We start from the raw sequence: 23317 nt of genomic DNA on the forward strand, positions 1-23317 counted from the left end.
ATTAAACGCCCCTAGTTGCTTGTTTCACTCCTTTTCCTACAATGCTATTTTTTATTGCTACACCTAGATTAACAACACTTTTGGCAAGTTCTCCAGTAGCTATCGCATTGTTTAAAGTACCTTTAGCTATAGTACCAACCCCCGCATGACATGCAGATTTTATCACATTCCCTACTGCATTTAAAATTGGATTATTTTTAACTGCATTAGCTGATCCTTCAAATATTTTTTCAACTTTCATTAATTGATCTTTGGCGAAATCTTTTAAGCGACCGGTAAGAGTTAATGAATTATTCAAGCTGTCTAGGGGTTTTTTATGATCTACACTATCAGCAAATGTCCTCAGTTTTTCAAATGAACTCATAAATTTCTCAAAAGCCTCTCCAGCTTTTTCAAATTCTAATTTCTCTACCCCAGAAAGAGCCTTACTAGTAGTACCAGCAAAAAGCCCACGGGCTTGTTCAAGATTCTTTTGTACATCCTCTAGTTGTTTCAAAGCTAGAAAAGTGTTAGGCATTTCTCCTGTATGACTCTTTAGCTCTTCTGCAGACAAACGTTCTTGGGCTTCTTTTGGTTTTTGAGTTACATCTTCCTTATAAGACGGTAGAGAATCCACTTTTGGATTATTATAGTCACTTTTACTCATAATATCCTCTATTTTAATTATACTATTCACCTAGAAGCTATCATAAAAGTAACTGCACCGCAACCACTAAAAATCTAAATCAGCATAACAAGGTGGTGGGGTGAAACCTGGTATTTGGTCATGTAATAAGGAGCGGAAGCTAGGTCTAGATTTTATGATTGCATACCAATGACGAATAGACAGCCATTTGTCCCAATTAATTTCGCCAAAATAATCTAGAACTGATATATGACAGGCAGCAGCTATATCTGCACAACTTAAAGAATTTGAGGCAATAAAGCTACGTAGCTCTAATAAACTGGACATATAGGTTAAATGATGTGACAAATTAGTCTTTGCTGCTCTAAGAAAATCGGTTCTAGGACCAGCTAATTGGCAGAAGGACCTTACTATTTTTTCATCGATAATAATTTTTGTTACTTCACGGTAAAATTTTTCATTAAACCAACTGAGTAATCGACGGATTTCGCATCTAATATCAAATTCTTCGTCCATAAAATTAAAATTTGGATATTTTTCATGAAAATACTCAGTGATCGGATAGATTCCTGCTATAATTAAATTGGATGCCTCTTGTAAGACCGGTATCGTCCCCGCCGGATTTAAAGACAAGAATTCCTGATTTCTCTGCCAGTAATCCTCTTTAACCATAGTAAATTGAACATCTAGCTCTTTTAATAACACCCGAACCTGACGTGACAATGGACAAATAGGATAATGGTATAATTTTCTCATATCCCTTATTTAAACATTAAATCTAAAATGCACCACATCCCCATCCTGCATTTTATATTCCTTGCCCTCTAAACGCATTTTACCCATTTCTTTGGCTTTCACTTCCCCATTAAACTTTATATAATCCTGATAGCTAATAACCTCAGCCCGGATAAAACCTTTCTCAAAATCAGTATGAATAATACCGGCTGCTTGAGGAGCTAGCGTACCATTGCGAAAAGTCCAACCATGTGTTTCTTTTGGACCTACAGTAAAAAAGCTTTTTAGATCTAATAAATTATACATTTCTTTTATAATTTTGCTCAGACCTGTCTCCACAAGCCCTATACTATTTAAGAACTCAATTTTTTCTTCTTTACTTTCCAAAACCGCAATATCTGCTTCAATTTTTGATGAGATGAGAACATGTTTTGCCCCTTCTTCTTCAGCTTTTTTTGCTACAAGATCAGTAAATTTATTGCCAGTAATTGCATCATTTTCCAAAACATTACAAGCATATAAAACCGGCTTAGAAGTCAATAATTGTAATTGATCCAAAGCCTCTTTACTATAAGTCTTGAGCATGCTACGGACTGGTTTACCTATTGCGAGAGTTGCTTGAATCTCTTTTAATAATTCTACTCGCTCTTTTAAAACTTTATCGCCTGTTTTCAAACGTTTCTCAGAATTTGTTAAGCGTTTTTCTACCGATTCAAGATCTGCTAAAATTAATTCTGTTTCTATTATCTCAGCATCATATATTGGATCGATCTTATTATGCACATGAGTAATATCTATATCTTCAAAACAACGTAGTACGTGCAAAATAGCATCAACCTCTCGTATGTGAGATAAGAATTTATTACCCAGCCCCTCCCCTTTACTAGCACCTTTTACCAAACCGGCAATATCGACAACTTCTATATAAGTAGGAATAATTTTAGTAGAATTAGCAATAGCTGCCAACTCATTTAGCCTATCATCCGGTACTGATACTATAGCAGAATTTGGCTCTATAGTACAGAAAGGATAATTAGCCGCTTCTGCTGCAATACTAGAAGTTAAAGCATTAAATAAAGTTGATTTTCCTACATTTGGTAAACCAACAATACCACATCTTAGTGTCATAAATCTTTCCTTAAATAATATACTTCCGAGTCTTTATCATGGCCACTTCTTACAAACTCTAATTTAAAACCTAATTTTTCATAAAATGGTCTGGCCTGCCAATCGGTAATATTTAAAGTCATAAATTTACAATTACGCTCTCGTGCTAGATTTTCTGCCTTGGACATTAGTAAAGTACCGTAATTCTGACCTCGAAAATCTTCAGAAACCCATAATGTACCAACGTATAAACAACCATACATAAGTACACCTTTTACACCAGCAACAAAGTTTTTATTATTATCAAAACACGAGAAGGAAAATGATTGGACAGCATCAAGACCCTTCTTGTTTTTAGCAAGTTCATCTAACCCATCCTGCATTATCTTTGAATATTGTGCATCCATGTTATCTGCATAGACACAAGTTAATTGTTGTTTCATATTTAAACGATGCTCCTTTTAAACTCTTCCATTTCACCTGAAAGCAATAAACGGAAATTATTAATTATTACCTCAATGGAATTAACAATAATTTTATACTCTTCTTTAGAAAAAGCAGATAAGACGTAATCAGATACATCACCATTAGCTACTGGTCTTCCTACCCCGATTCTGATACGGTGATAATCATTTCCTATACACTGATCCAATGATTTTAGACCATTATGTCCACCACTACCACCAGCCAATTTATATTTTATTCTACCAGTTTCTAAATCTATATCATCATGTAAAACGAAAATATTTGGTGGTTTGATATTATAGTAAGAACATATTGCTTGTACTGCTTTACCGGACAGATTCATGTAAGTCAGAGGCTTTGCTAATAGTAACTTATGTCCGTCTATTACCCCTTGAGTCAGTTCAGCCTGAAATTTGGATTTTGTATTCCAAGAAATTTTATAATATTCTGATAAATAATCAATAGCTATGGAGCCAACATTATGGCGAGTATTTTGATACCCTTTGCCTATATTGCCCAAACCTACAACAAGTATATATCCTTTGTCTTCAGATTTAAGCATATTATAATATCATTAGAGAGCGATTTGTATACTCGATGAAAATCAAGAATTGTGTTGTCATTATCAATATCTGTGGTGTTCACATACTATTATGTACACCTAGCACCTCAACCCACAACTGTTGAAAGTTAAAAAATCGTCTATTAGCGAAGCAGTGTTGTAAGGCTTAAACCGTCTATTAGCGAGCGAACGTACGTGAGCGTGGCAATCCCATGAAACTTGTTCATATGGATGCTTCGTCGACCTACGGTCTCCTCGCTAATAGACGATTTTTAACTTTCAACAGTTGTGGGTGATATCCAAGACATAGTACCCTTATAGCTTCAAAAACAACTACTTTGCCGGCTTCACTTCCTCAGTTGCAGCTTCTTCATCTTCTAACTTACTACCCTTACGACCAATTATAGTAGCCATAATAAAATCATTTTTACTAGCTAGCTGGACTCCTTCAGGGAGTTTAATGCTTTTTGCTTTTAAAGACTGACCGATATGCATGTTGGTAACATCAATATTAATATTTTTAGGTATATTATTGACATCACATAAAAGAGTTATAGTTCTTTTTATTATATTGAAGAATCCACCTCTTTTAACTCCCAAAGCTCTTTCTTTACCCTCATAGACTACTGGTACTTCCATTCTTTGGGTTTTTTCCTCTAAATGGACAAAGTCAACATGCCTAACTATGTCAGTGATAGGATGCAATTCTACAGCCTTTGGTAACACTTTATGCGTTTTACTACCCACTTTAATTTGAATAACTGTAGAGATAAAACCGGGTTTTCTATAATGCTTAGTTATCTCTTTTTCCTCGATAGAAACGGCTAATACTTCTTTACCTGCTCCATAAACTATGGCTGGAACCATACCTTTCCTACGTAGATATCTTGCGACTCCCGTACCAAATTTCTCCCGCATTTCTGCTGCAAGTTCTAATAGTTCACTCATCTTTTTCTCCTAAGAGCTTTTAAAACATAGATGATAGTACTAAATGCTAAAAAATTCAAGTATTAATTTGACAAGCAGCTTTAAAGCTGCTTACATAATGCCACAGGGTAATTTCAAAGTTGTAATCAATGCTAAAAAGATGCCATTTCCGCGTAAGCGGAAATCCATAATTATTTAATAGCCTTTCAGGCTATTTTGTATATTTCGCTAGCTATGCGGGAATGACATCTTTTTTGCTTACCCTACATTTTAGTAGAGTTAATAAGGAGGTATTTACATGTCGAAAGATAAAGATCAACAAATAGAAAGCGTGTTATCACAGGAAAAAGGTAAATTACTGGATACAATAAATTCTGTAGGGAATCTTTTAAAGGCTAATGAACAATTAGAAAATAGTAGACATCTACAACAGAAAGTGAAAGATTTAAAGAAAGAATACCCTTCTTTACCTTGGTTTAAAAGGTTTGTACATACTGTTACACAAGTAAAATATCTGTTTATAAAAAATGATGAGGAAATTGCTGAAGAAAAGAGAAGAATCAACAGAGATGTACTCAAAGATGTTGACAATACATTAAGAGATGTAGGTAAAAAAAACTTATCTTTACAGAAAATTATAGATACAGAGTTACAAGCAGGATTTGATAAGATCCTAACCAAAGAACTATCAAAGAAACAACTAGAACGGGTAAAAGGATTAAGAGAATCCTTAGTAAATTTGGGTATATCTCATGAAAAATTTAGCCAAATTGTACCACAAGTTTATAATGCTGATGAAGCAAAGGCACTACACCAAGAAAGAATAAGACTGTTACACGTACAACAAGACCTAGTTAAGTTGGTAAAGGCTAATGATAATATTAAAGAACTTCTTTCAATAAAGAAAGAATTAGCAGAATTGCGGGAAGAATTACCATCAACATGGCTAGACGGCCTTAAAAAAATTACTGCAAAGATCAAGCATGTTTTCGTAAATACTCCAGAACAAATTTTAAAAGACAACATAACCCACAATAATGAAATATTAAAAAGGGTTGATGAGGGATTAGAGATCACTGGTAAAAACATAAAAGATTCAACAGTAGCTAGAACAAATAAGTTACTGGAAAAACTAAAAGAACTTGAAGGTAGAGATATACTAAAACTCAGGTCAGACAAAGTAGAAGCTTTAAGAAATGAGCTTGAAACCACTTTTATATCTGCAGTTACTGCTTCACAGCCATTGTCTATAAGCCAAGATTTGGCTCAATCTCAAACCATGTCATCATCAATACCTGAACGGATAATACCTAGACGCCCAGCACCACCTCCCCCACTTATGCGTACTACGTCGATGCCGAACCCAACTATTCATCAAGCAGCGGAAAACACTATAACAAGATATCTTTCATCCCCTATCCATACATCATTACAGGATTCACAAAATATTCAGCATAGAGAAGAAACTAAACGGGAAGCATACGTACCTGGTAAAGCTAAAGCACCATCTCCTCCATCGTTGCAGAACCAAGAGGGGCAGCAAGTAGCAGGAGCTGCTATACCTCCAGCTCCTCCGTTACCGGGCCAAAATACACTACTGCGTCCAGCACCACCGCCTCCTACACATTCTGTGCCGTTGCAGAACCAAGATGTTCAACAAGCAGTGGGAAGAGATATACCAGTACCACCACCGTTGCCACCTACAGCTAATATACCTCCACCTCCTCCGATAGAAGGTTTACGTGCCACTCAGCAAGCAGCAGGAAATGCTATGGCAGCACCTCCTCCGCCTCCTCCACCAGCACCTCCTCCGCCTCCTCCACCAGCTCCTCCGCCACCGCCTGTAGAACCTACGGCAGGTCAAGCTCAGAAGGCAGCAGCAGTAGTAACACCGAAAGGACAAGGAGAAGATAGGGGAGCATTATTGGATGAAATTAGGACGGGGATACAACTTAAAAAGGTAGCACCCACAACAACCTATCCAGTACCTCCACCGTCTTCGCCATCAGGTTCTGATCATGACAAAGCAACAGTAGCAACACCAAAAGGACAAGGGGAAAGGGGAGACTTATTTGCTGAAATTAGGCAAATTGGAAAGCTTAGAGAAGAAAAAAAACTATCTGAATTAGGGGGAAATAAAGCACTAGAAGAACTAGAGAAAAAACAAAAAATACCAGCTACTCGATCTTCTAGCCCAGTGGAAAATCTCTTTAAGGAAGCTTTGGCAGGGAGATATCAGGCATTTCATGGTGATGAAGATGATGAACCTGAACATGCTGATCTTGTGAAACTTATTACAGAGAATAAGATCGATGCAACTACTCTTAAGAAGCTTGAGAAAGAGGCTGGTGTTAAAAATGTTGATGGGTTAGTTAAACTTATTCAGGAGGAGTTTGATGAGTTTGATGATTATTATGATGAGAAGAAAGAAAAAATACAAAAAAACGTCATCCAGCAGCTAGAGAAGATTAAGGAAAATCTTGATAGAGGAGAATTGGCTGAGTTACCGTCTAACCCTGTTGCTAACGTTGATACGACAAAAGGACAATTCCCACCAAAGTTACAGTCAGCAGCAAAAGCTATTGGAGAAAATCTCCCCATGACTCCAAAAGATGGATACAAAACCCTTCCTCCTACTCCATCCCCCAAACTAGTTGGTATCAAAAAAGAGCCTAGTTCTAGGGAAGTATAGTAATTTATGCGAATTTGGGATAACATCTAGGCTACCTCATGTCTTGTATACTACTCCCGCGAATTCGGGATAAGAATTAGTTAATTCTTATGTTATTGTTACTGATTATGACACATATAACAACTATTGATTATAATTTATGATTAAATTGTTGTTGATTATTTAAATATTTGGTATATTAGTTGATCTAGGATAAAAAAAATAGCTTTATGAAAACTACCTTACCTAGTCGTTCACTAGTGATTAAAGAAAAGCTAGATAATATTGTTAAAGAAATCCTATATGTAGGCAAATCAAAAATAGCAATGATTATCTTATTTGGCTCTTATGCTAGAGGAGATTGGGTAGAGGATATAGAGAAGGTAGGGGATATTAGTTATTATAAGTATCAAAGTGATTTTGATCTTTTGTTGATTTTAAAGAACGGAGAATATGCCGGCTATCCAGCTATAAACCTACAACATAAGATAGAGAACAGGCTAGGTAAAAAATTCTCATTAGATGAAAAACCACTAATTACTCTGATACTTGAACCTATTAAATCTGATACTTGAAGCTATTAAACTGGTAAATAGGCAACTGGAAAAAGGTCAGTATTTCTTTAGTGATATCAAGAAAGAGGGAATTCTTTTATATGATAGTGGTGAATTTATACTATCTGAAGCTAAGGAACTATCATGGCAGGAACGTAGACCAATAGCTGAGAAAGATTACAAATATTGGTTTAAAAAAGCTAAAGACTTTCTATTGCTTGCTCATTTGTGTTTGGATATAGAACAATTGAATAATGCAGCCTTTATGCTTCACCAAGCTACCGAGAGCTTTTATAATGCTATCCTGTTAGTTTTTACTGGTTACAAGGCTAAGTCACATGATATACTAGGACTTGGCGATAGGGCTAGAAGTCATCATTACGATCTCTATAAGATATTTCCACATGAGACTCCTGAGCAAAAATAGTGCTTTACGTTACTACGAAATGCTTATGTTGACGCAAGGTATGATCAAGATTATACAATTAGTAAAGAACAATTACTTTACCTTATTAACCGCGTAGAGGAATTAAAGATAGTGACTGAAAAGATCTGTCTAGAAAGGATTAATAAAATAGAAGTATACTCAAATGATTTGAAGAATTGGATTTGAAAATGAATGGTGAGCATGTGAATCCATGATATTTTCAAAAAACAATTCGTAGGAGCAGAAGAGTATACTGCTCGTAAATGAAGAGTTGGGTAGACAATAGTATAACTTTAAGAAGAGCTAGGCAGTAGCAAAGTCGAGCTGCTAGGCGTACATTAGTACGTGAGCAGCTTCGATCTTTAGACATGACGACGCCAATTCTTGAAGTTCACCGAGTATATAATCAAAAATTAAATTCTAATATGCGTATACCATCAATATTTAAGAAAATATTACTAATTATTCGCCAAAGTAGTCGTATAATTGTTAAATTAGTAATTATAGATCAACTAGTAAAATGGTATTTTATAAATTATCTAAGAGGTAAAGTTGGTCTAACACTAGAAGTAACCAGCTTTTTAGATATGGTTTATATTTGGAATTATGGAATTAGTTTTGGGATACTTCGAAATTATTATCAGTATAGTAATATACTTTTTATAGTTGTTAACTCTGCCCTTATAGCATATTTGTGGTATATCTTATTAAAATGTAAGACAATGCCAAGCTTTGTTGGTTGTAGTTTTTTCATTGGTGGTGCTATTGGTAATTTGATCGACCGTTTTGTTCATGGGGCAGTATTTGATTTTATTTATTTTCACTATAAAGATTTTGGTTTTCCGGTATTTAATCTAGCAGATAGTTTCATTTCATTAGGTGCAATATTCTTATTACATGATTATTATAAGACCAAGAAAATTGTTGAACAACAACAAGATGTTGAATATAATCACGCTCGATTGCAAACTGAAGCGGATAGGATTCGTGAGCTTGATTCTAAGAAAAATATAAATTTATAAAGAGGATTGATATGTACTCAAATGATTTGAAGCATGGGGGAAACAAACAAGTGGGGAGCAAGCACAAGCAGTACAATAAGGTATGTCATTACACGAATTCCCCGATAATATTTGCAGAAACCAATTATTTAAAGCAAAAGAGTATGCGTATAATTTTTTTGTTATTTACTACCTTAGTAACACTGTCTGCCTGCAATAAAAAAGTAAAAGAAACAATAGGTATAGTGACACCTGGCCCTGATGAGTATAGGGTACAACGCAATAAAACCTTAGAAGTTCCCCCTCACTATGAATTGCCTTCTATCGAAAAAAAAGATACAAAGAGCCACAAAATTCATTCTCCAAAAAATCTCAATGATGGAGAGCAAGCTTTAATAGAGGACATGGAAAATTAATGCTATTATTTTAATATTATATAATTTTTTTACTTAGTGGACAAAAATTTTGGTATATACTCGATTAAAATTAACAATTGCCGGGGTCTAAAACAAGGTGGGTGATAATAATAAAAGTGTTGTGTTAAATTTTGGTCCACAACATCCAGCTACCCATGGGGTATTAAGATTAATTTTAGAAATGGATGGTGAGGTTATCAATAAAGCAGACCCGCATATTGGACTGCTGCATCGTGGTACTGAAAAATTAATTGAGCATAAAACATACCTACAAGCTATACCATATTTTGATCGGTTAGATTACGTATCGCCAATGTGCCAAGAACATGCTTTTGCCTTAGCAGTTGAAGGATTGCTTGGCTGCAACGTGCCAAGACGAGCAGGGTTTATTCGAGTGATGTTTTCTGAGCTTACTCGTATCCTTAACCACATACTGAATATAACAACACAAGCCCTAGATGTTGGTGCTACTACCCCCCTATTATGGTTATTTGAGGAACGCGAAAAAATTATGGAATTTTATGAGCGTGTCTCCGGCTCTAGAATGCATGCAAATTATTTTAGACCTGGTGGGGTTGCACAGGACTTACCAAATGGTATACTAGAAGATATAAATATTTTTGTTCAGCAATTCTCAAAAAAACTAGAAGACGTCGAGACTCTGTTAAATGACAATAGAATTTGGAAACAACGCTTAGTAGATATCGGAGTAGTAAGTCAAAAAGAAGCTATGGATTGGGGGTTTTCTGGCCCAATGCTTAGAGGCTCAGGCATCGCATGGGATCTTAGAAAGGCTACTCCGTATGATGTATATGATGAGCTAGATTTTGATATACCAATTGGCAAATCTGGTGATTGTTATGATAGGTATTTGGTTCGTATTGAAGAAATGTACCAATCGCTTAAAATTATACAGCAATGTCTTGAAAAAATGCCAAAGGGTGCTATTAAAACCGATGATCCTAGAATTGCACCACCCTCAAGAGAAAAAATGAAAGAATCAATGGAAGCCATGATTAATCATTTTAAACTTTACACTGAAGGATATGATGTGCCAAAAGGCGAAATATATAAATTTGTTGAAGCACCAAAAGGTGAGTTTGGTGTGTATTTATACTCTGATGGAACAAACAGGCCTTATAGATGCCGGATTAAAGCCCCTGGGTTTGCCCATCTCCAAGGTCTAGATTTCATGTCAAAAGGACATTTGATGGCAGATGTGGTAACTATTATTGCCAGTCTTGATATTGTTTTTGGAGAAATTGATCGATGAATGATGAACCACTAAATTTCAGTTTTAATAATGAGAACTTAAAAAAAGCTCAAAATATCATTAAGAAATATCCTGAAAACAAACAAAAGAGTGCTATTCTGCCATTACTTGACCTTGCACAACGCCAAATGAATGGTTGGTTACCAAGAGGCTGCATAGAGTATGTAGCAAATTTTCTAAATTTACCTTTCATCCGAGCATATGAAGTTGCAACATTTTATACCATGTTTAATCTAAAGCCAGTAGGACGATATCATATACAAATTTGTGGGACTACTCCTTGTTGGCTAAGGGGTAGCGATAAAATTGTAACTATTTGTAAAAAAAAACTTGGTATTAACTTTGGTGAACTAACAAGTGATAAAAAATTTAGCCTTATAGAAGTTGAATGTTTGGGAGCTTGTGTCAATGCACCAGTTGTACAAATTAATGATGATTTCTTTGAGGACTTAGATGAAAAAAAAATGGCTGATTTAATTGATAACCTCACCTGACTTCTGCTGGTAATTTATTCGTGCTACCTCTGCTCCTCACATACATTTGAGTACGCTGTGGGTCAAGATTCCGTGGCTTCTTTAAATTCCTCAGCATAAGCAAGTTTGCCAAAGATATCTAGTGTTGTAGATATTGATGATTTGAAGAATTGGATTTGAAAATATCATGGATTCGCATGCTCATGTACTATATGTATACCTAGCATGCTCACCATTCATTTTCAAATCCAATTCTTCAAATCATTTGAGTATAGCAAAAAAAATAATATCGAAAATTGAAATAATAAATTCTTGAACAATATCACTACTGGTTTAAACTTTCACTCTTTAAAGATAATTATTTATTACAATAGAAATTAAATTATTAACATCTAAACTACTTAGCATAGCATAAGAAATATGATATATAATTAAAGAGGTGTATTTATGCTACGCAAGGTGATTCTGAAGGAACTAATGAAATTGGATGTTTTAGGTACATTACAGCAACTAGTAGAATCAGCCAAATTACATCTTAAACAGGGCGATAAGAATAGCTGTATGACTGAGCTTGATAAACTAGAAGAGTATCTAGAAAATTTTCAAGATATTAGTATGATGCAATCAATGTTTGAAAAACATGCAATAGAACAAGGGCTAGAAAATGATGATATCCTAGAGATTGATAAACATAAACGAGATTTATAGCGGTAGATATATCTATAATAAGTATAATCTCAATTCTTATATCGAATTCAAGGGCAAATATACTCGAAGATTTGAAGAATAGGGACAATAAACAATGGGTGAACAACCAAGTGTAGATAATGAATACGCAAATTCCTCGCAAGTATTTACGAAGCCAATTCTTTAAATCATTCGATCTACATAACAACAATGTTAGTATTTTATTTTAATAATTTACTAACATGTCATGCACTTTTGACAGCTAATATCTCTTTAACCTCAGATGGTTAGCAATATCTCTTTCCCCCTTCTAATTTGTTTATAGAATTGTGATATTGTTACAACCAAGACTTATTATTTCAATTTTCTGCATTATTTTTTCTTGCTATTAATTAACCAAATTATCAATATCTATTAGGGTATATCGTCACGAGACTTTATCCCACATTAGTAATCCCCTTAGACAAAGGCCTGCCATGTATGATTTTGTATTTTTAGCATATCTTGTTGCTATACCACGCCATTCTTTAAATTTTTGAAATGTATTTTCAATAATGTGCCTTAACTTATATAAATCCTTATCTATCTCTCTTTGAATCTTTCTGTTTCTTTTTGATGGTATTACAGGAATTATATTTGCTTGCTCAGCAAATTCTACGATGCTATTTGTGTCATAAGCTTTATCTGCTATAAGGTACTCTGCCTCTATATTTTGGGTTAATTCACAAGCTTGAGTACAATCGTTTCTGGAACCTTCTGTAACAATAATTCTGACCGGCATACCATGCGCATCCACGACCATATGTATCTTTGTATTGAGCCCCCTTTTGTACGGCTAATCGTTTGATTCCCGCCTTTTGCCCCAAGTCCTGCTTTATGAACTTTTACAAATGTTGAATCTATCATTAACCATTCGAAATCAGGAGCATTTATAAAAATATTTAGTACATGCTCCCATACTCCATTATCGCACCATCTACAGAATCTTCTGTGTACATTCTTCCAATTACCATAATCAGGTGGCAAATCTCTCCAAGGAGCTCCTGTCCTAAATATCCACATTACTGCATTTACAAAGGTTCTATTATCTTTTGCAACCCCTCCCCAACAACCTTCCCTGCCAGGCAAATGCCTTTGTATCTTATTCCAAAGTTCATCATTTATATCATGTCTTCTATGTGCTAGCCCCATAACTATTATCCCTATTACTATAATTAGTATAACCAACTTCACAAATTATTCAACTATAATCTCGTGACGACATGCCCTAGTATTAATAAATATATTAAGGTGAATAAATGATAGGATATCAGCAAGAACAAAGAAGCCTAACGAAAGAACAAAAAGAAGCTGTTAGATTACTATCGATTGGGACTTTTTTGGAATATTTTGATCTGATGCTTTATGTTCATATGGCTGTACTGTTAAATGAGTTGTTTTTTCCAAAATCTGATCCTCATACTGCAGCAATTTATTCTGCTTTTGCTTTTTGTTCTACTTATTTATTAAGACCATTTGGGGCTTTGCTATTTGGTTGGATAGGAGATAATATTAGACGTAAGGCGACTGTTATTATTACAACTTTTATGATGGCTTTATCCTGTTTTGTGATGGCTACTCTTCCAACTTATGCTGAAGTTGGACTCATTGCTACTATATTAGTTACAATATGTCGAATTCTTCAAGGCTTATCATCTATGGGAGAATTTATAGGTGCACAATTATATTTAACTGAAATAACAAAACCACCTATCCAATACCCAGTAGTAGTATTAACCTCTGTCTTTTCTATATTAGGTGGTACATTTGCATTAGCTATTGCATCTTTTACAACGTTACATAATTTAAATTGGCGTATAGCATTTTGGGTTCGGAGCAGGGGTAGCTATAATAGGTGTTATAGCCCGAACAACTTTAAAGGAAACTACTGATTTTGCTGACGCAAAAAGACGGGTAAAAAATATTTTAGGTGACTCAAAAAAAGACTTAAAATCTAATCCTATATGGAAAGGAATTGTAGAAAAAAATAGTGAAGTGATGTTCTCGTTCTATTTTAGCTAGCTTTTTAGTTAGTCGCATGTGTTTACTACGAGCGTTTTCTTCTTTTATTTGTTCAGGTGTTTTACTGAATTTCTGCTTTTCTTCCTCAGTAAGTTTCCGACCTGCTTTTGTAGCTTCAAAGATTTCGTGTAAACTTTCATTATCTTTCCTTTGTCTATTAAGAGAATCATCATAAAAAGAATCAAAAGCTTTATAAATGCCTTGAACTTTATGCTCTCTATCAATTTTTTCTTGTTCTTTTGCTAATCTTATGCCCTCATTGAAATCCACAACTTGGATTTGCTCAGTTGTTTCATAATCAAGAGTTTTACTTACTGCAGTTGCTATTAATTCTAGTATTCCAATATCTATCCCTAGCTGACTAGCCATTAAAGCTAAACTACCAGCATCAGCTATAATCAAAGCTAATTGCGTCCTTGAAGTAGCATTACGTACCCTCCCCTCAAGTTTTTCATACTCTTTTTTAATGAAATTCCTCTTAGAAGCATCATTATCTAAATCATTGGTCATTTTATATTTCACTTATATTTCACCATATTAGGGTTTGGTTAACTATTTTATTATTAAAACTAATACTAAATTATTAGTCAAGCATTCTTAAATTGTAACTATTATTAATTTCTAATATTTTTTTATCTATAAAAACAATATCCAATAATTCACTAGCATGGGATATGTGAATGATGGTCAATAACTCTCTGATCTCCGTTGATATTTTAGCAACATCTCCATTATTTATAAGCACTATGAATAGCAGCAACACCTAAAGTAAGATTCTTATAACTAACATCAGTAAAGCCGACATCTTTTAGCATAATTGCAAAACTCTCCTGCTCTGGGAATACATTAATACTTTCCACCAAATATTGATAAGCTGATTCGTTGTTTGCTATAATTTTACCAATCTTAGGAATAATATTAAACGAATAAAACTGGTATAATTGCTTCAGACAATCGTATTCCACTTTAGAAAATTCTAAACATAAAAATTTACCCCCAGGTTTTAGTACTCGATATGCTTCTTTTAGGGCATTGTCAATTTTTGCTACATTCCTAATACCAAATGCTATAGTATAATAATCAAAACTATTATCAGGAAAAGGTAAGCTTTCTGCATCAGCAACGACATACTCTAATCCCTGTAATATATTACTATCAATAGCTTTGTGACGTGCTACCTCCAGCATATCATGATTTATATCACACATTGTCAACTGCACTAATATATTTTTTGCCGATGCTCGCTTTATTATTCTAAAAGCTATGTCACCTGTGCCACTTGCCACATCCAATATATTTGATTTTAAATTGGGAATTTGCCTAACAAATTCATCTTTCCATAAACGATGTATTCCCAAACTCATTAAGTCATTCATTACATCATATTTATTAGCAACACTAGAAAAGATATCTTTAACTAAATCTCTTTTCTGATCAAAGCTCACTTTTGAGAAGCCAAAATTTACTTGCTCAGATTGGTTATCATTATTTTTCATATTACTACTTAGTGCTAAGTTGTTTATATGTTATATTATGATATATAATGAATTATTAATAGTGTTAAAATGTAAAAATGCCAGAACTTCCTGAGGTTGAAACATTAAAACGTTGTCTAGAACAGCGAATAGTAGGGGCTACCATCAATAAACTCGATAAGAAACGAGATGATATACGCTATAAACTAAGTGATCAGTTAGAGTCAAATGTAGAGTCAGCAAGAATTGTAGCTTTAAGACGTAGAGCAAAATATTTGCTAATAGATTTGGATAATTATTATTCCATTATTGTACATCTTGGCATGACTGGTAGGCTGACCCTACAACCTAGTGATTATAAGCTACAAACGCATGATCATGTGGTTATATCTTTGACAACTTGCGAGAAATTAGTTTTTAATGATCCACGACGTTTCGGGATGATTTATAGTATGCTAACAAACCTCGCCCAAGAAAAATTTTTACTAAATTTAGGTGTAGAACCTTTGTCAAATGATATGTCTGATGAGTATCTAAAAACAAAATTATTGAATCGCTCTATTCCGATAAAAAATTTATTAATGGATAATCGGATTATTGTCGGTATTGGTAATATATATGCTTCTGAGAGCCTTTTTATTGCTAAAATACACCCAAGCAGATTGGGTAGTAGTTTGTCAAACAAGGAAATAAGTAATTTGGTATTAGCCATTAAAAATGTTTTAACAAAGGCAATATCAGCAGGAGGTACTACTCTCAAAGATTTTGTTAGCGGTGATAGTAAACCTGGTTACTTCCAACAAGAATTACAGGTTTATGCACGAGAAAATCAAAAATGTCTAAACTGCGAGGGAATAATAAGGAAAATAAAACAATCCGGCAGAACTAGTTTCTATTGTTCTATTTGTCAAGAATGAGAGGTATAGTCAATTCAGGAGTGGATAGCAGGAACGATGGAACGAAGCCTCTAGATAATAGGCAAGCGATCGAAGACGACGTCACTAAATTCTCATCAATTGACTATAATCTAAAAAATCCTGTTTTATTTGCCCGTGAAATTATATAGAATAAACAATAAACTATGGTGTTTATTACCGTAATTATTGGGGTAATTGGTATGTCAAGATATAATGACACTACTAAGCCAAGGAAGTCTACAATTAAAGCTACGATAACTGAATTGATAATCATTTGTACTGGATTACTAGAAATCATCCTAGCAGTCATGGCTGGAATCAGCAAAATACTAGTAACGAGTAATGCCCCAACAATCTTAATAGTCAAGAATACTGATAAAGATAACAGTAACAAAAATGCCAATTCAATCGTTCTTACTTTCACCCCCTTAATTTGTGCAATATCTCTATTAATGACAATTAGAATAATCTGGCTATAGAAATACCAAACGAAAGAAATAACGAATATAAGTATAATTGATAAGGTTAATATATCATTTAAAGAGGCAGATAAAATATCGCCAAATAATAGGTTAGTGATCTTAATCTGTAGTGGGTACATATAACCTACTACTAAGGCTAAAGATAACATAAAACTTGATATTAACATTACCACGCTACTACCACCTGACCTATGTTTTAACGTAAACACCAAGATAGCAAATATAACGGCAACAACTAGTCCTGAATAAACAACAGGCAAATGGACAAGGATACTAATACTTCCAGCAAGTAAACTTGCGTGCGAAAGACCATCACCAAAATAAATATATTTTTTCCATAAGCTTATACAACCAAGAGGAGCAAAAATTAGACTGATTAGAATTATAGTTAATATTATTATAGTCATTTTATACGATTTTTGCTAGATAATTTGAGAATAGCACTTAGTGCTTCATGATTTCTGTGGTATATTATAAGTAGATTTAAATAATTTTATAACCAAGTAAAAGGAATATGTCTACAAAATCTTCTATTAATCAAATAGAACTAGAAAAGTTTAGTAAAATTTCTAGCGGGTGGTGGCAGGAAGATGGAGAGTTTAAAATTCTTCATCAAATAAATCCTATTCGTCTTGGTTACATAATAGATAAGATAAAAGATCATTTTAATATAGATGATGATGTAGTACTACCTTCAAAATTAGATATTTTAGACGTAGGATGTGGTGGGGGATTAATTACCTCTGCTCTCTGTAAACTAAATGGCACAATTACTGGCATAGATGCACTACAAAGTAATATAGATATTGCGATGAAGCATGCTGAAGAAGAAAATTTGAATATACAATATCTTAAATCGACTGCTGAGGAATTAGTATACTCAAATAGCAAACAGTATGATGTGGTACTATGTTTAGAAGTTATGGAACATATAGACAATCTTAGTGATTTTGTAAAAAACCTTGCTAATTTAGTAAAACCAAATGGCATGATTATAATTTCAACAATTAACCGTACTGTAAAAGCTTATATGTTAGCTATTTTGATGGCAGAATACGTGCTTAGTTGGATACCCAAAAAAACCCATGACCATAGTAAATTTCTTAAACCATCTGAAATTTATTCTATGTTTAGTAAAAATAACATAGAACTTAAAGAGCTTAAGGGCTTAACCTATAATATCGTCAATAGAAGTTGGCAGTTGAGTGATGATATAGAGGTAAATTATTTTGCTTATTTAACTAGACCTCTTGCAGAACTCGCTCTAGATTAACTTTCAAGGAAATACTATGACTATAATTACTAGATTCGCCCCCTCCCCTACTGGCTTCTTGCATATTGGTGGGGCAAGGACAGCATTGTTTAATTATTTATTTGCCAAACACCATAATGGCAAATTTTTACTGCGAATTGAGGATACTGATAAAACAAGATCAATCGAAGATGCAGTAAATGCTATATTTTCTGGTTTGAAATGGCTTGGTTTAGACTGGGATGATGAAGTGATTTTTCAGTCTAAAAGAAATGATTTATACAAAAAAGCAGCTCTGAAATTACTAGATGAAGGAAAAGCTTATTATTGTTTTACACCTCAAGAAGAAATAGATCGACAGAGAGATAATGCTATAGCTAATAAACAACATTTTTTATTTCAAAGTCCTTGGCGAGATGCTGACCCTTCTAACTTTCCGAAAGGTTACCAATCCACAGAAGCAGTGATTAGGCTGAAAGCTCCAAGAACTGGCTATACAACTATCCATGATGCTTTACAAGGGGATGTTACCATTGAAAACTCCCACCTAGATGATATGGTGCTGTTACGTAGCGATGGAAGTAGCACCTATATGTTGGCGGTAGTAGTGGACGACCACGATATGCAGATTACCCATATTATCAGGGGGGATGACCATTTAACTAACGCTGCTCGTCAAATCATACTTTATCAAGCCTTTGGTTGGCATGTACCACATATGGTACATATACCGTTAATACATGGTGATGACGGGGCGAAATTATCTAAAAGACATGGAGCTCTTGGAATAAAAGCATACCAAGATATGGGATATTTACCCGAGAGCTTGTGTAATTATTTACTAAGGTTAGGATGGAGTCACAAAGATGACGAGATTATTTCAAGACAACAAGCTATAGAATGGTTTAACCTTGAAGGGCTTGGTAAATCACCTTCTCGTCTTGATTTTGCCAAAATGGATAATTTAAATGCTTATTATCTACGTCAGCTTGATGCTAAGCTATTAACAAAAATGATTTGTGAGAATTTGCAAAAAACTTATAAAATCACCACGGAAGAAACGGAATATATTAAGCAAGCAATGCCAAACTTGAAGATAAGAAGTACAAATTTAGTCGAATTAGCTAAACTAGCCAAGATTTACTTGATTAACGTTCCTATTATATACTCTGAGGAAGCCAAAGAGATAATCAAGAATTGTAATAAAAATTTGCTAGAGCAAGTTATTGAGGAATTAAAGAATTTACAAAATTCTGATAAAGACTCAATTCAAATAAAATTTAAAGAAATAGCCAAGAATAATAATATTAAACTTGCAGATCTCATGCAATCCATTAGATCTCTAATAACAGGCATGACTGCTTCCCCAAGTATTTTTGAAATTATCGCCATAATTGGTAAAGAAAATGCTATTGTTAGGTTGAAATGTACTCAAATGATTTAATAGATTTAAATGATCCTATGAATGGGGACAATAAACAAGGGGTGAGCGGACTAGGTATACATGAAGTACGTGAGTACGCGAAATCTCCGCAAGTATTTACAAAGAAACAATTCTTCAAAGTAGAAGAGTATATATTTCATAACCTAGTTGGAACATATGCTATTACGAGAATTTTAGGCAATTATGGTACAGCTAAAGGAATCGCTTACTTTATAGAAGATAAAGGACATAACTCACCTCATTCACGTATATCATACAGAGAGGAGCTTGATGTTGAATATTATAGTAATACCAATAGGGTAAAAGCTTTTAAGGATTATCTATACTCTCTAGAGCAAAACAGAATTGTTAAATATTTTGTTAATGAAAATAACAATGGTTTATTTTACCAATTACATTTTATCTCTAATATTCCTTTTCAGGATAAAATTTAGGCTAAAGGTACACATCAATGCAACTTGGATATTTATCAAGCTAATTACACATTTTTAAATAAGAATTCTTTTGAACTGAGTTATAAAGTTTTAGGTCCTAACAAAAGTTATACGATAAAAACTAGTTTTACTAAAATATCCTGAACTCAATATAACATTACCATACCTTCAATGTCACCCTAGGGCAGTTTAAAGGTCTCAACTAATGACAGAAAATACTAAATTAGACCTCTTTCGAAACTCTACTTCTGCTGGTGATTTGCACGTCGATGCGGCACTCGAATCCGTAACGGAATTAGAGTACGCTGTGGTTTGAGGTGAAGCGTCTCCTTCAAATCCCTCAGCATAAGCGAGTTTCGAAAAAGGTCTATTATAGAAACAAATAATTGTCATCGCGAGCCACAAAGTGGCGTGGCAATCCAAATAAACAGCTTGCTGTTTATTTTTTGCCACTGCAATTTTTGGATTGCCACGTCGCCGCTTGCAGCGACTCCTCGCAATGACGGTTTAACAACAGCACTTCGCTAATAGACGGTTTTTTATAACTCACAACTGTTGTGCCTTCACGGGAATGGCAGTTCGTAACTACAACTGTAATACTAGTTTCTTCTATTACCAAAGAATCTTAGAAGATGTAAGAACAAATTAATAAAGTCTAAATACAAATTAAAAGCGGCCATTATGGACATTTTTTGTCCTAACTCTCCACCTCCTCCAGACATAAAATACATAGACTTAATTTTTTGAGTATCCCATGCAATAATACCCATAAATATACCAACCCCAATGAGAGACGTTGCAAAATATATAGCTGAGCTTTGTAAAAATATGTTGACTAGTGACACAATGATAAGACCAAATAACCCCATGATAAGAAATGACCCCATTGATGTCAAATCCCTATTGGTACTATACCCATAAAGGCTCATTGCACCAAAAACAGATGCACAAATAAAGAAAGTTCGAGCAATTGACTCTCCTGTATAGATAAATCCGAGGGATGCCAAAGACATACCAGTTAAAGCAGCATAAACCCAAAACAATACTTTAGTAGTATCTAAACTCATCTTGCCAAATCCCATAAAGAAGTACAAAGCAATTCCCACAGGAGAAATCATTACCAATGTTCCCAAACCGGTATAGCCCATGAACTGTCCATTTGCTTCAACTTGAAATAAAAGCCTAGTTAATGGCTCAAATGATATAGTAGCAAAAGCCATTACTCCAGTTAGCACAAGAGCTAAAGCCATATAATTATAGACTTTCAGCATGTATTCTCTCAGTCCGACATCATATGTTTTCTGAGTAGCAGTAAAAGTCTTTGTGTAATCAATCATAAGAAACCCCATGAATCATGTTATTATTTATACTATAATAGTATAAGCTTCATACCTTTTCTTTTCAAGAAGAAAATCATGAAATATTTATTTAAGTTATCATGAAACGCTTATAAAAGCAAAGAAAAGATTAGAGAGGAAATTTTATAATTTAGTTTCCTAGATTAATATTTATTATTCACTAACACTATCAGAATTATCATCATTACCAGCAAGTTTCAACTCATGTATCTTGCCATCCGCCGCATTCATTTCGTCCCAAATAGAAATATTATAAATTTTAGTACTTTCAGCATTATTATTAGTACTTCTATTTTTAGGTAATTTATCTTCATTATCTTCTAAGTCAGCTAGATAACCCTTGTCTATATCATCTTTTATGTTTTTAGTTTTTTTGGGCATACAATATTTATGTCAAATGTAAGATTTATAAAATTAAAAGTAGATATCGATCCTATGATTTTTTATTAAGTTATCTTGTAAAACCACTAGATTGCCTATGTTTTTTGCCTGTATTGGGTGTAGCATTACTTTGAGATGTGGAAGCCATATATGGAGACATAGTTTCTCCCAGCTTTTTTGCCTCTGTTTGCATTTTTGGGTTATCTTTATGTTCTAGTATAGCTTTTTTAGGAGCAACGGACGATAATCTATCTGTTGTTGATACATCTTGACCATGAACAATTGTCCTAATTAGTAGGTCAAGATGTGGGTTATTATCACCTAAAATTGTCATCGTTAGTGGGTCAGAATGATCTCCAGTTATTGTACGCATTTCTGCCCCTTCTTCTAAACTAGGAGTAAGTGTGTCTACGAGATAATCTCGTAGATTTTTTGCCTGCATTCTCTGCTCTAGACTAGGCGAATCTGGAATATCATTAAGCCGTGCATACGCTCCTTTCAGGTCTTCATTACCTGCTGCTGATGTCAAAAGTGATTCTGTTACATTCTGAGCAGCAGCATTCTCTAATGACAGAGCGTCGTCTACTCTTACTGTTGTGTCGAACCATTTCTCATCTAGTGGAGGTAGCTCGCCTTGTTGCACTACTTTTGATTTATTTGCTGATTCATGCTTGACAACAAAGCTGAATATATCAACATTACTAACTTTGGATAGCATTGGCTTTCCGTCTGTATCAAGAGTATTCGGGTCAAATAAGTAAGGTTTCTTAGAGTCTGTCACTAAGTTCTTAAAAAGATCTTTCCACTTGGGATGTGGGACAATACATTCCCAAACTAGTTTATTAAATTCTTTCTGACTTTCTTTATCAAGACCATTGGAATCTCTAATTTTAATTATAGTATCAAATAATTTTTGAGCATGCACTGCTTTCTCATCATTTTGCTCTTTATCCACGAAGTTAATTGAGTGTACGTTTCCGTTCTGTTGTAACACTTTTGCAAAACGTGCAACAGCTTCTTTTGGAATATAATCAGCAGCATCTAAAGAAATATTAGTAGTGTTATTTCGATTAAGAAGAGAGAATGGTAAATATAGCAGACCGTCTGTTCCAAATTCGTTACTATCTAAATTTATATCAATAATAGTAGAATTATTAGCAAGAAGTGTTGCAACTTTTTCAGCTCCTTTATCTCCTAGATTATTATTCGATAGATCAAGATCAGTAACAGTTTCATTATGATCAAAAGCGGATGACAAAGCTCCCATGCCCTCACTTCCAATTTGGTTATTACTTAACTTTAGAATCTTAAGCTTAGTACTATTCTGAATAATGCCTGCAACTACCTTAGCTCCGTTATCTCCCAAATTGTTACTAGATAAATCAAGCTCGGAAATTGGATTTTCTATAATAGCCTCTAAATATCTCTTTGTCCAATTGAACCTTACTATTAGATAAATCAAGAGCATCGACATTCTTTTTTCTTAGCTGTATTATTAATTTTGCTTTTTCTTTAGGATTTGTAAGGTCTATGTTCTTGTAACTAACAGAAACTGGTTTTGGTTTGAATATATTTTTCATAAGGAACTTT

The 23317-nt window shown here is 34.1% G+C and carries 27 protein-coding genes and 1 pseudogene; 13 read left to right on the plus strand and 15 right to left on the minus strand.

Features of this window, described 5'->3' with window-relative positions:
* Window position 1: 1 nt before the first annotated feature.
* From AAHM86_RS00365 to AAHM86_RS00390, 6 genes are all read right to left on the minus strand, one after another.
* Window positions 2-646, minus strand: a complete 645-nt coding sequence (locus tag AAHM86_RS00365; RefSeq protein ID WP_342267867.1) for a hypothetical protein — start codon at window positions 644-646, stop codon at window positions 2-4.
* 66 nt (window positions 647-712) lie between these two features.
* Window positions 713-1381, minus strand: a complete 669-nt coding sequence (locus tag AAHM86_RS00370; protein ID WP_342267868.1) for a glutathione S-transferase family protein — start codon at window positions 1379-1381, stop codon at window positions 713-715.
* A gap of 9 nt (window positions 1382-1390) precedes the next feature.
* On the minus strand, window positions 1391-2488 hold the full coding sequence (gene ychF / locus AAHM86_RS00375) for a redox-regulated ATPase YchF (protein ID WP_342267869.1): 1098 nt from the start codon (window positions 2486-2488) through the stop codon (window positions 1391-1393).
* Complete coding sequence (locus tag AAHM86_RS00380; RefSeq protein WP_342267870.1) at window positions 2485-2910, minus strand: GNAT family N-acetyltransferase; 426 nt, start codon at window positions 2908-2910, stop codon at window positions 2485-2487. The genes ychF and AAHM86_RS00380 overlap by 4 nt, the downstream gene beginning before the upstream one ends.
* Before the next feature lie 2 nt (window positions 2911-2912).
* Window positions 2913-3494 carry an aminoacyl-tRNA hydrolase gene (pth, locus tag AAHM86_RS00385; protein ID WP_342267871.1) on the minus strand — a complete coding sequence of 194 codons (582 nt, stop codon included), beginning with the start codon at window positions 3492-3494 and terminating at the stop codon, window positions 2913-2915.
* Between the two features lie 333 nt (window positions 3495-3827).
* On the minus strand, window positions 3828-4442 hold the full coding sequence (locus tag AAHM86_RS00390) for a 50S ribosomal protein L25/general stress protein Ctc (RefSeq protein WP_342267872.1): 615 nt from the start codon (window positions 4440-4442) through the stop codon (window positions 3828-3830).
* A 277-nt stretch (window positions 4443-4719) separates the two neighbouring features.
* Here AAHM86_RS00390 and AAHM86_RS00395 point away from each other — a divergent pair, with 277 nt between their 5' ends.
* The 8 genes from AAHM86_RS00395 to AAHM86_RS00430 all read left to right on the plus strand — a co-directional run bounded on the left by AAHM86_RS00395 (window position 4720) and on the right by AAHM86_RS00430 (window position 11944).
* On the plus strand, window positions 4720-7113 hold the full coding sequence (locus AAHM86_RS00395) for a WH2 domain-containing protein (protein WP_342267873.1): 2394 nt from the start codon (window positions 4720-4722) through the stop codon (window positions 7111-7113).
* Window positions 7114-7322: 209 nt separating this feature from the next.
* Window positions 7323-7667, plus strand: coding sequence for a nucleotidyltransferase domain-containing protein (locus AAHM86_RS00400; RefSeq protein ID WP_342267874.1), 345 nt, complete (start codon window positions 7323-7325; stop codon window positions 7665-7667).
* Window positions 7642-8073 (plus strand): HEPN domain-containing protein, encoded by a 432-nt coding sequence (locus tag AAHM86_RS00405; protein ID WP_342267875.1) that lies wholly within the window; start codon window positions 7642-7644, stop codon window positions 8071-8073. The genes AAHM86_RS00400 and AAHM86_RS00405 overlap by 26 nt, the downstream gene beginning before the upstream one ends.
* A 431-nt stretch (window positions 8074-8504) precedes the next feature.
* Entirely contained in the window at window positions 8505-9095 is a 591-nt protein-coding gene (lspA, locus tag AAHM86_RS00410) for a signal peptidase II (RefSeq protein WP_342260460.1), read from the plus strand.
* Between the two features lie 143 nt (window positions 9096-9238).
* Window positions 9239-9490 (plus strand): DUF3035 domain-containing protein, encoded by a 252-nt coding sequence (locus tag AAHM86_RS00415; protein ID WP_341748480.1) that lies wholly within the window; start codon window positions 9239-9241, stop codon window positions 9488-9490.
* 97 nt (window positions 9491-9587) lie between these two features.
* A complete protein-coding gene (gene nuoD / locus AAHM86_RS00420; protein ID WP_341747507.1) occupies window positions 9588-10763 on the plus strand; it encodes an NADH dehydrogenase (quinone) subunit D in 1176 nt (391 codons plus the stop codon).
* The gene (nuoE, locus tag AAHM86_RS00425; protein WP_342267876.1) at window positions 10760-11257 is read left to right on the plus strand and encodes an NADH-quinone oxidoreductase subunit NuoE; all 498 of its coding nucleotides are present in this window, start codon (window positions 10760-10762) and stop codon (window positions 11255-11257) included. Before nuoD ends, nuoE begins: the two co-directional genes overlap by 4 nt.
* Window positions 11258-11713: 456 nt before the next feature.
* Window positions 11714-11944: a hypothetical protein gene (locus AAHM86_RS00430; protein ID WP_341747505.1), complete on the plus strand. Its 231-nt coding sequence runs from the start codon at window positions 11714-11716 to the stop codon at window positions 11942-11944.
* Between the two features lie 406 nt (window positions 11945-12350).
* Here AAHM86_RS00430 and AAHM86_RS00435 read toward each other — a convergent pair.
* Window positions 12351-13114 (minus strand): IS5 family transposase gene (locus tag AAHM86_RS00435; protein ID WP_342268322.1). Its coding sequence is split into 2 segments (ribosomal slippage): window positions 12351-12757 and window positions 12757-13114, totalling 765 coding nucleotides; the frame shifts between segments, so codons are not numbered across the junction.
* A 107-nt stretch (window positions 13115-13221) separates the two neighbouring features.
* Here AAHM86_RS00435 and AAHM86_RS00440 point away from each other — a divergent pair.
* Window positions 13222-13854: an MFS transporter gene (locus AAHM86_RS00440; RefSeq protein ID WP_410521553.1), complete on the plus strand. Its 633-nt coding sequence runs from the start codon at window positions 13222-13224 to the stop codon at window positions 13852-13854.
* Window positions 13855-13909: 55 nt separating this feature from the next.
* Here AAHM86_RS00440 and AAHM86_RS00445 read toward each other — a convergent pair whose 3' ends face one another.
* Together AAHM86_RS00445 and ubiE are read right to left on the minus strand one after the other, a co-directional pair.
* Window positions 13910-14494 carry a hypothetical protein gene (locus AAHM86_RS00445; protein WP_342267877.1) on the minus strand — a complete coding sequence of 195 codons (585 nt, stop codon included), beginning with the start codon at window positions 14492-14494 and terminating at the stop codon, window positions 13910-13912.
* Between the two features lie 221 nt (window positions 14495-14715).
* Window positions 14716-15480, minus strand: coding sequence for a bifunctional demethylmenaquinone methyltransferase/2-methoxy-6-polyprenyl-1,4-benzoquinol methylase UbiE (gene ubiE, locus AAHM86_RS00450; protein WP_342267878.1), 765 nt, complete (start codon window positions 15478-15480; stop codon window positions 14716-14718).
* 77 nt (window positions 15481-15557) lie between these two features.
* On the opposite strand from ubiE, the gene mutM reads away from it, so the two are divergent.
* Window positions 15558-16376 carry a bifunctional DNA-formamidopyrimidine glycosylase/DNA-(apurinic or apyrimidinic site) lyase gene (gene mutM, locus AAHM86_RS00455; RefSeq protein ID WP_342267879.1) on the plus strand — a complete coding sequence of 273 codons (819 nt, stop codon included), beginning with the start codon at window positions 15558-15560 and terminating at the stop codon, window positions 16374-16376.
* A gap of 103 nt (window positions 16377-16479) precedes the next feature.
* On the opposite strand, the gene AAHM86_RS00460 is transcribed toward mutM, so the two are convergent.
* Entirely contained in the window at window positions 16480-17265 is a 786-nt protein-coding gene (locus tag AAHM86_RS00460; RefSeq protein WP_341747497.1) for a metal ABC transporter permease, read from the minus strand.
* 107 nt (window positions 17266-17372) lie between these two features.
* Here AAHM86_RS00460 and ubiG point away from each other — a divergent pair, with 107 nt between their 5' ends.
* From ubiG to AAHM86_RS00475, 3 genes and pseudogenes are all read left to right on the plus strand, one after another.
* Complete coding sequence (ubiG, locus tag AAHM86_RS00465; protein ID WP_342267880.1) at window positions 17373-18131, plus strand: bifunctional 2-polyprenyl-6-hydroxyphenol methylase/3-demethylubiquinol 3-O-methyltransferase UbiG; 759 nt, start codon at window positions 17373-17375, stop codon at window positions 18129-18131.
* Window positions 18132-18147: 16 nt separating this feature from the next.
* The gene (gltX, locus tag AAHM86_RS00470) at window positions 18148-19554 is read left to right on the plus strand and encodes a glutamate--tRNA ligase (protein WP_342267881.1); all 1407 of its coding nucleotides are present in this window, start codon (window positions 18148-18150) and stop codon (window positions 19552-19554) included.
* A 17-nt stretch (window positions 19555-19571) separates the two neighbouring features.
* Window positions 19572-20132 (plus strand): annotated as a pseudogene (locus AAHM86_RS00475) (DUF6314 family protein).
* A 54-nt stretch (window positions 20133-20186) separates the two neighbouring features.
* Here the strand turns inward: AAHM86_RS00475 and AAHM86_RS00480 are convergent.
* The 5 genes from AAHM86_RS00480 to AAHM86_RS00500 form a co-directional block, all read right to left on the minus strand.
* On the minus strand, window positions 20187-20441 hold the full coding sequence (locus AAHM86_RS00480; protein ID WP_342267882.1) for a palindromic element RPE1 domain-containing protein: 255 nt from the start codon (window positions 20439-20441) through the stop codon (window positions 20187-20189).
* Between the two features lie 146 nt (window positions 20442-20587).
* On the minus strand, window positions 20588-21325 hold the full coding sequence (locus tag AAHM86_RS00485; RefSeq protein WP_342267883.1) for a Bax inhibitor-1/YccA family protein: 738 nt from the start codon (window positions 21323-21325) through the stop codon (window positions 20588-20590).
* Window positions 21326-21499: 174 nt separating this feature from the next.
* Window positions 21500-21727: a hypothetical protein gene (locus tag AAHM86_RS00490; RefSeq protein ID WP_341747492.1), complete on the minus strand. Its 228-nt coding sequence runs from the start codon at window positions 21725-21727 to the stop codon at window positions 21500-21502.
* A gap of 70 nt (window positions 21728-21797) precedes the next feature.
* Complete coding sequence (locus AAHM86_RS00495; RefSeq protein WP_410521554.1) at window positions 21798-23201, minus strand: hypothetical protein; 1404 nt, start codon at window positions 23199-23201, stop codon at window positions 21798-21800.
* Window positions 23110-23307 (minus strand): hypothetical protein, encoded by a 198-nt coding sequence (locus tag AAHM86_RS00500; protein ID WP_342267885.1) that lies wholly within the window; start codon window positions 23305-23307, stop codon window positions 23110-23112. Before AAHM86_RS00500 ends, AAHM86_RS00495 begins: the two co-directional genes overlap by 92 nt.
* Window positions 23308-23317 lie beyond the last annotated feature (10 nt).

The organism is Candidatus Tisiphia endosymbiont of Empis tessellata, assembly GCF_964031035.1.
Lineage (GTDB): Bacteria > Pseudomonadota > Alphaproteobacteria > Rickettsiales > Rickettsiaceae > Tisiphia.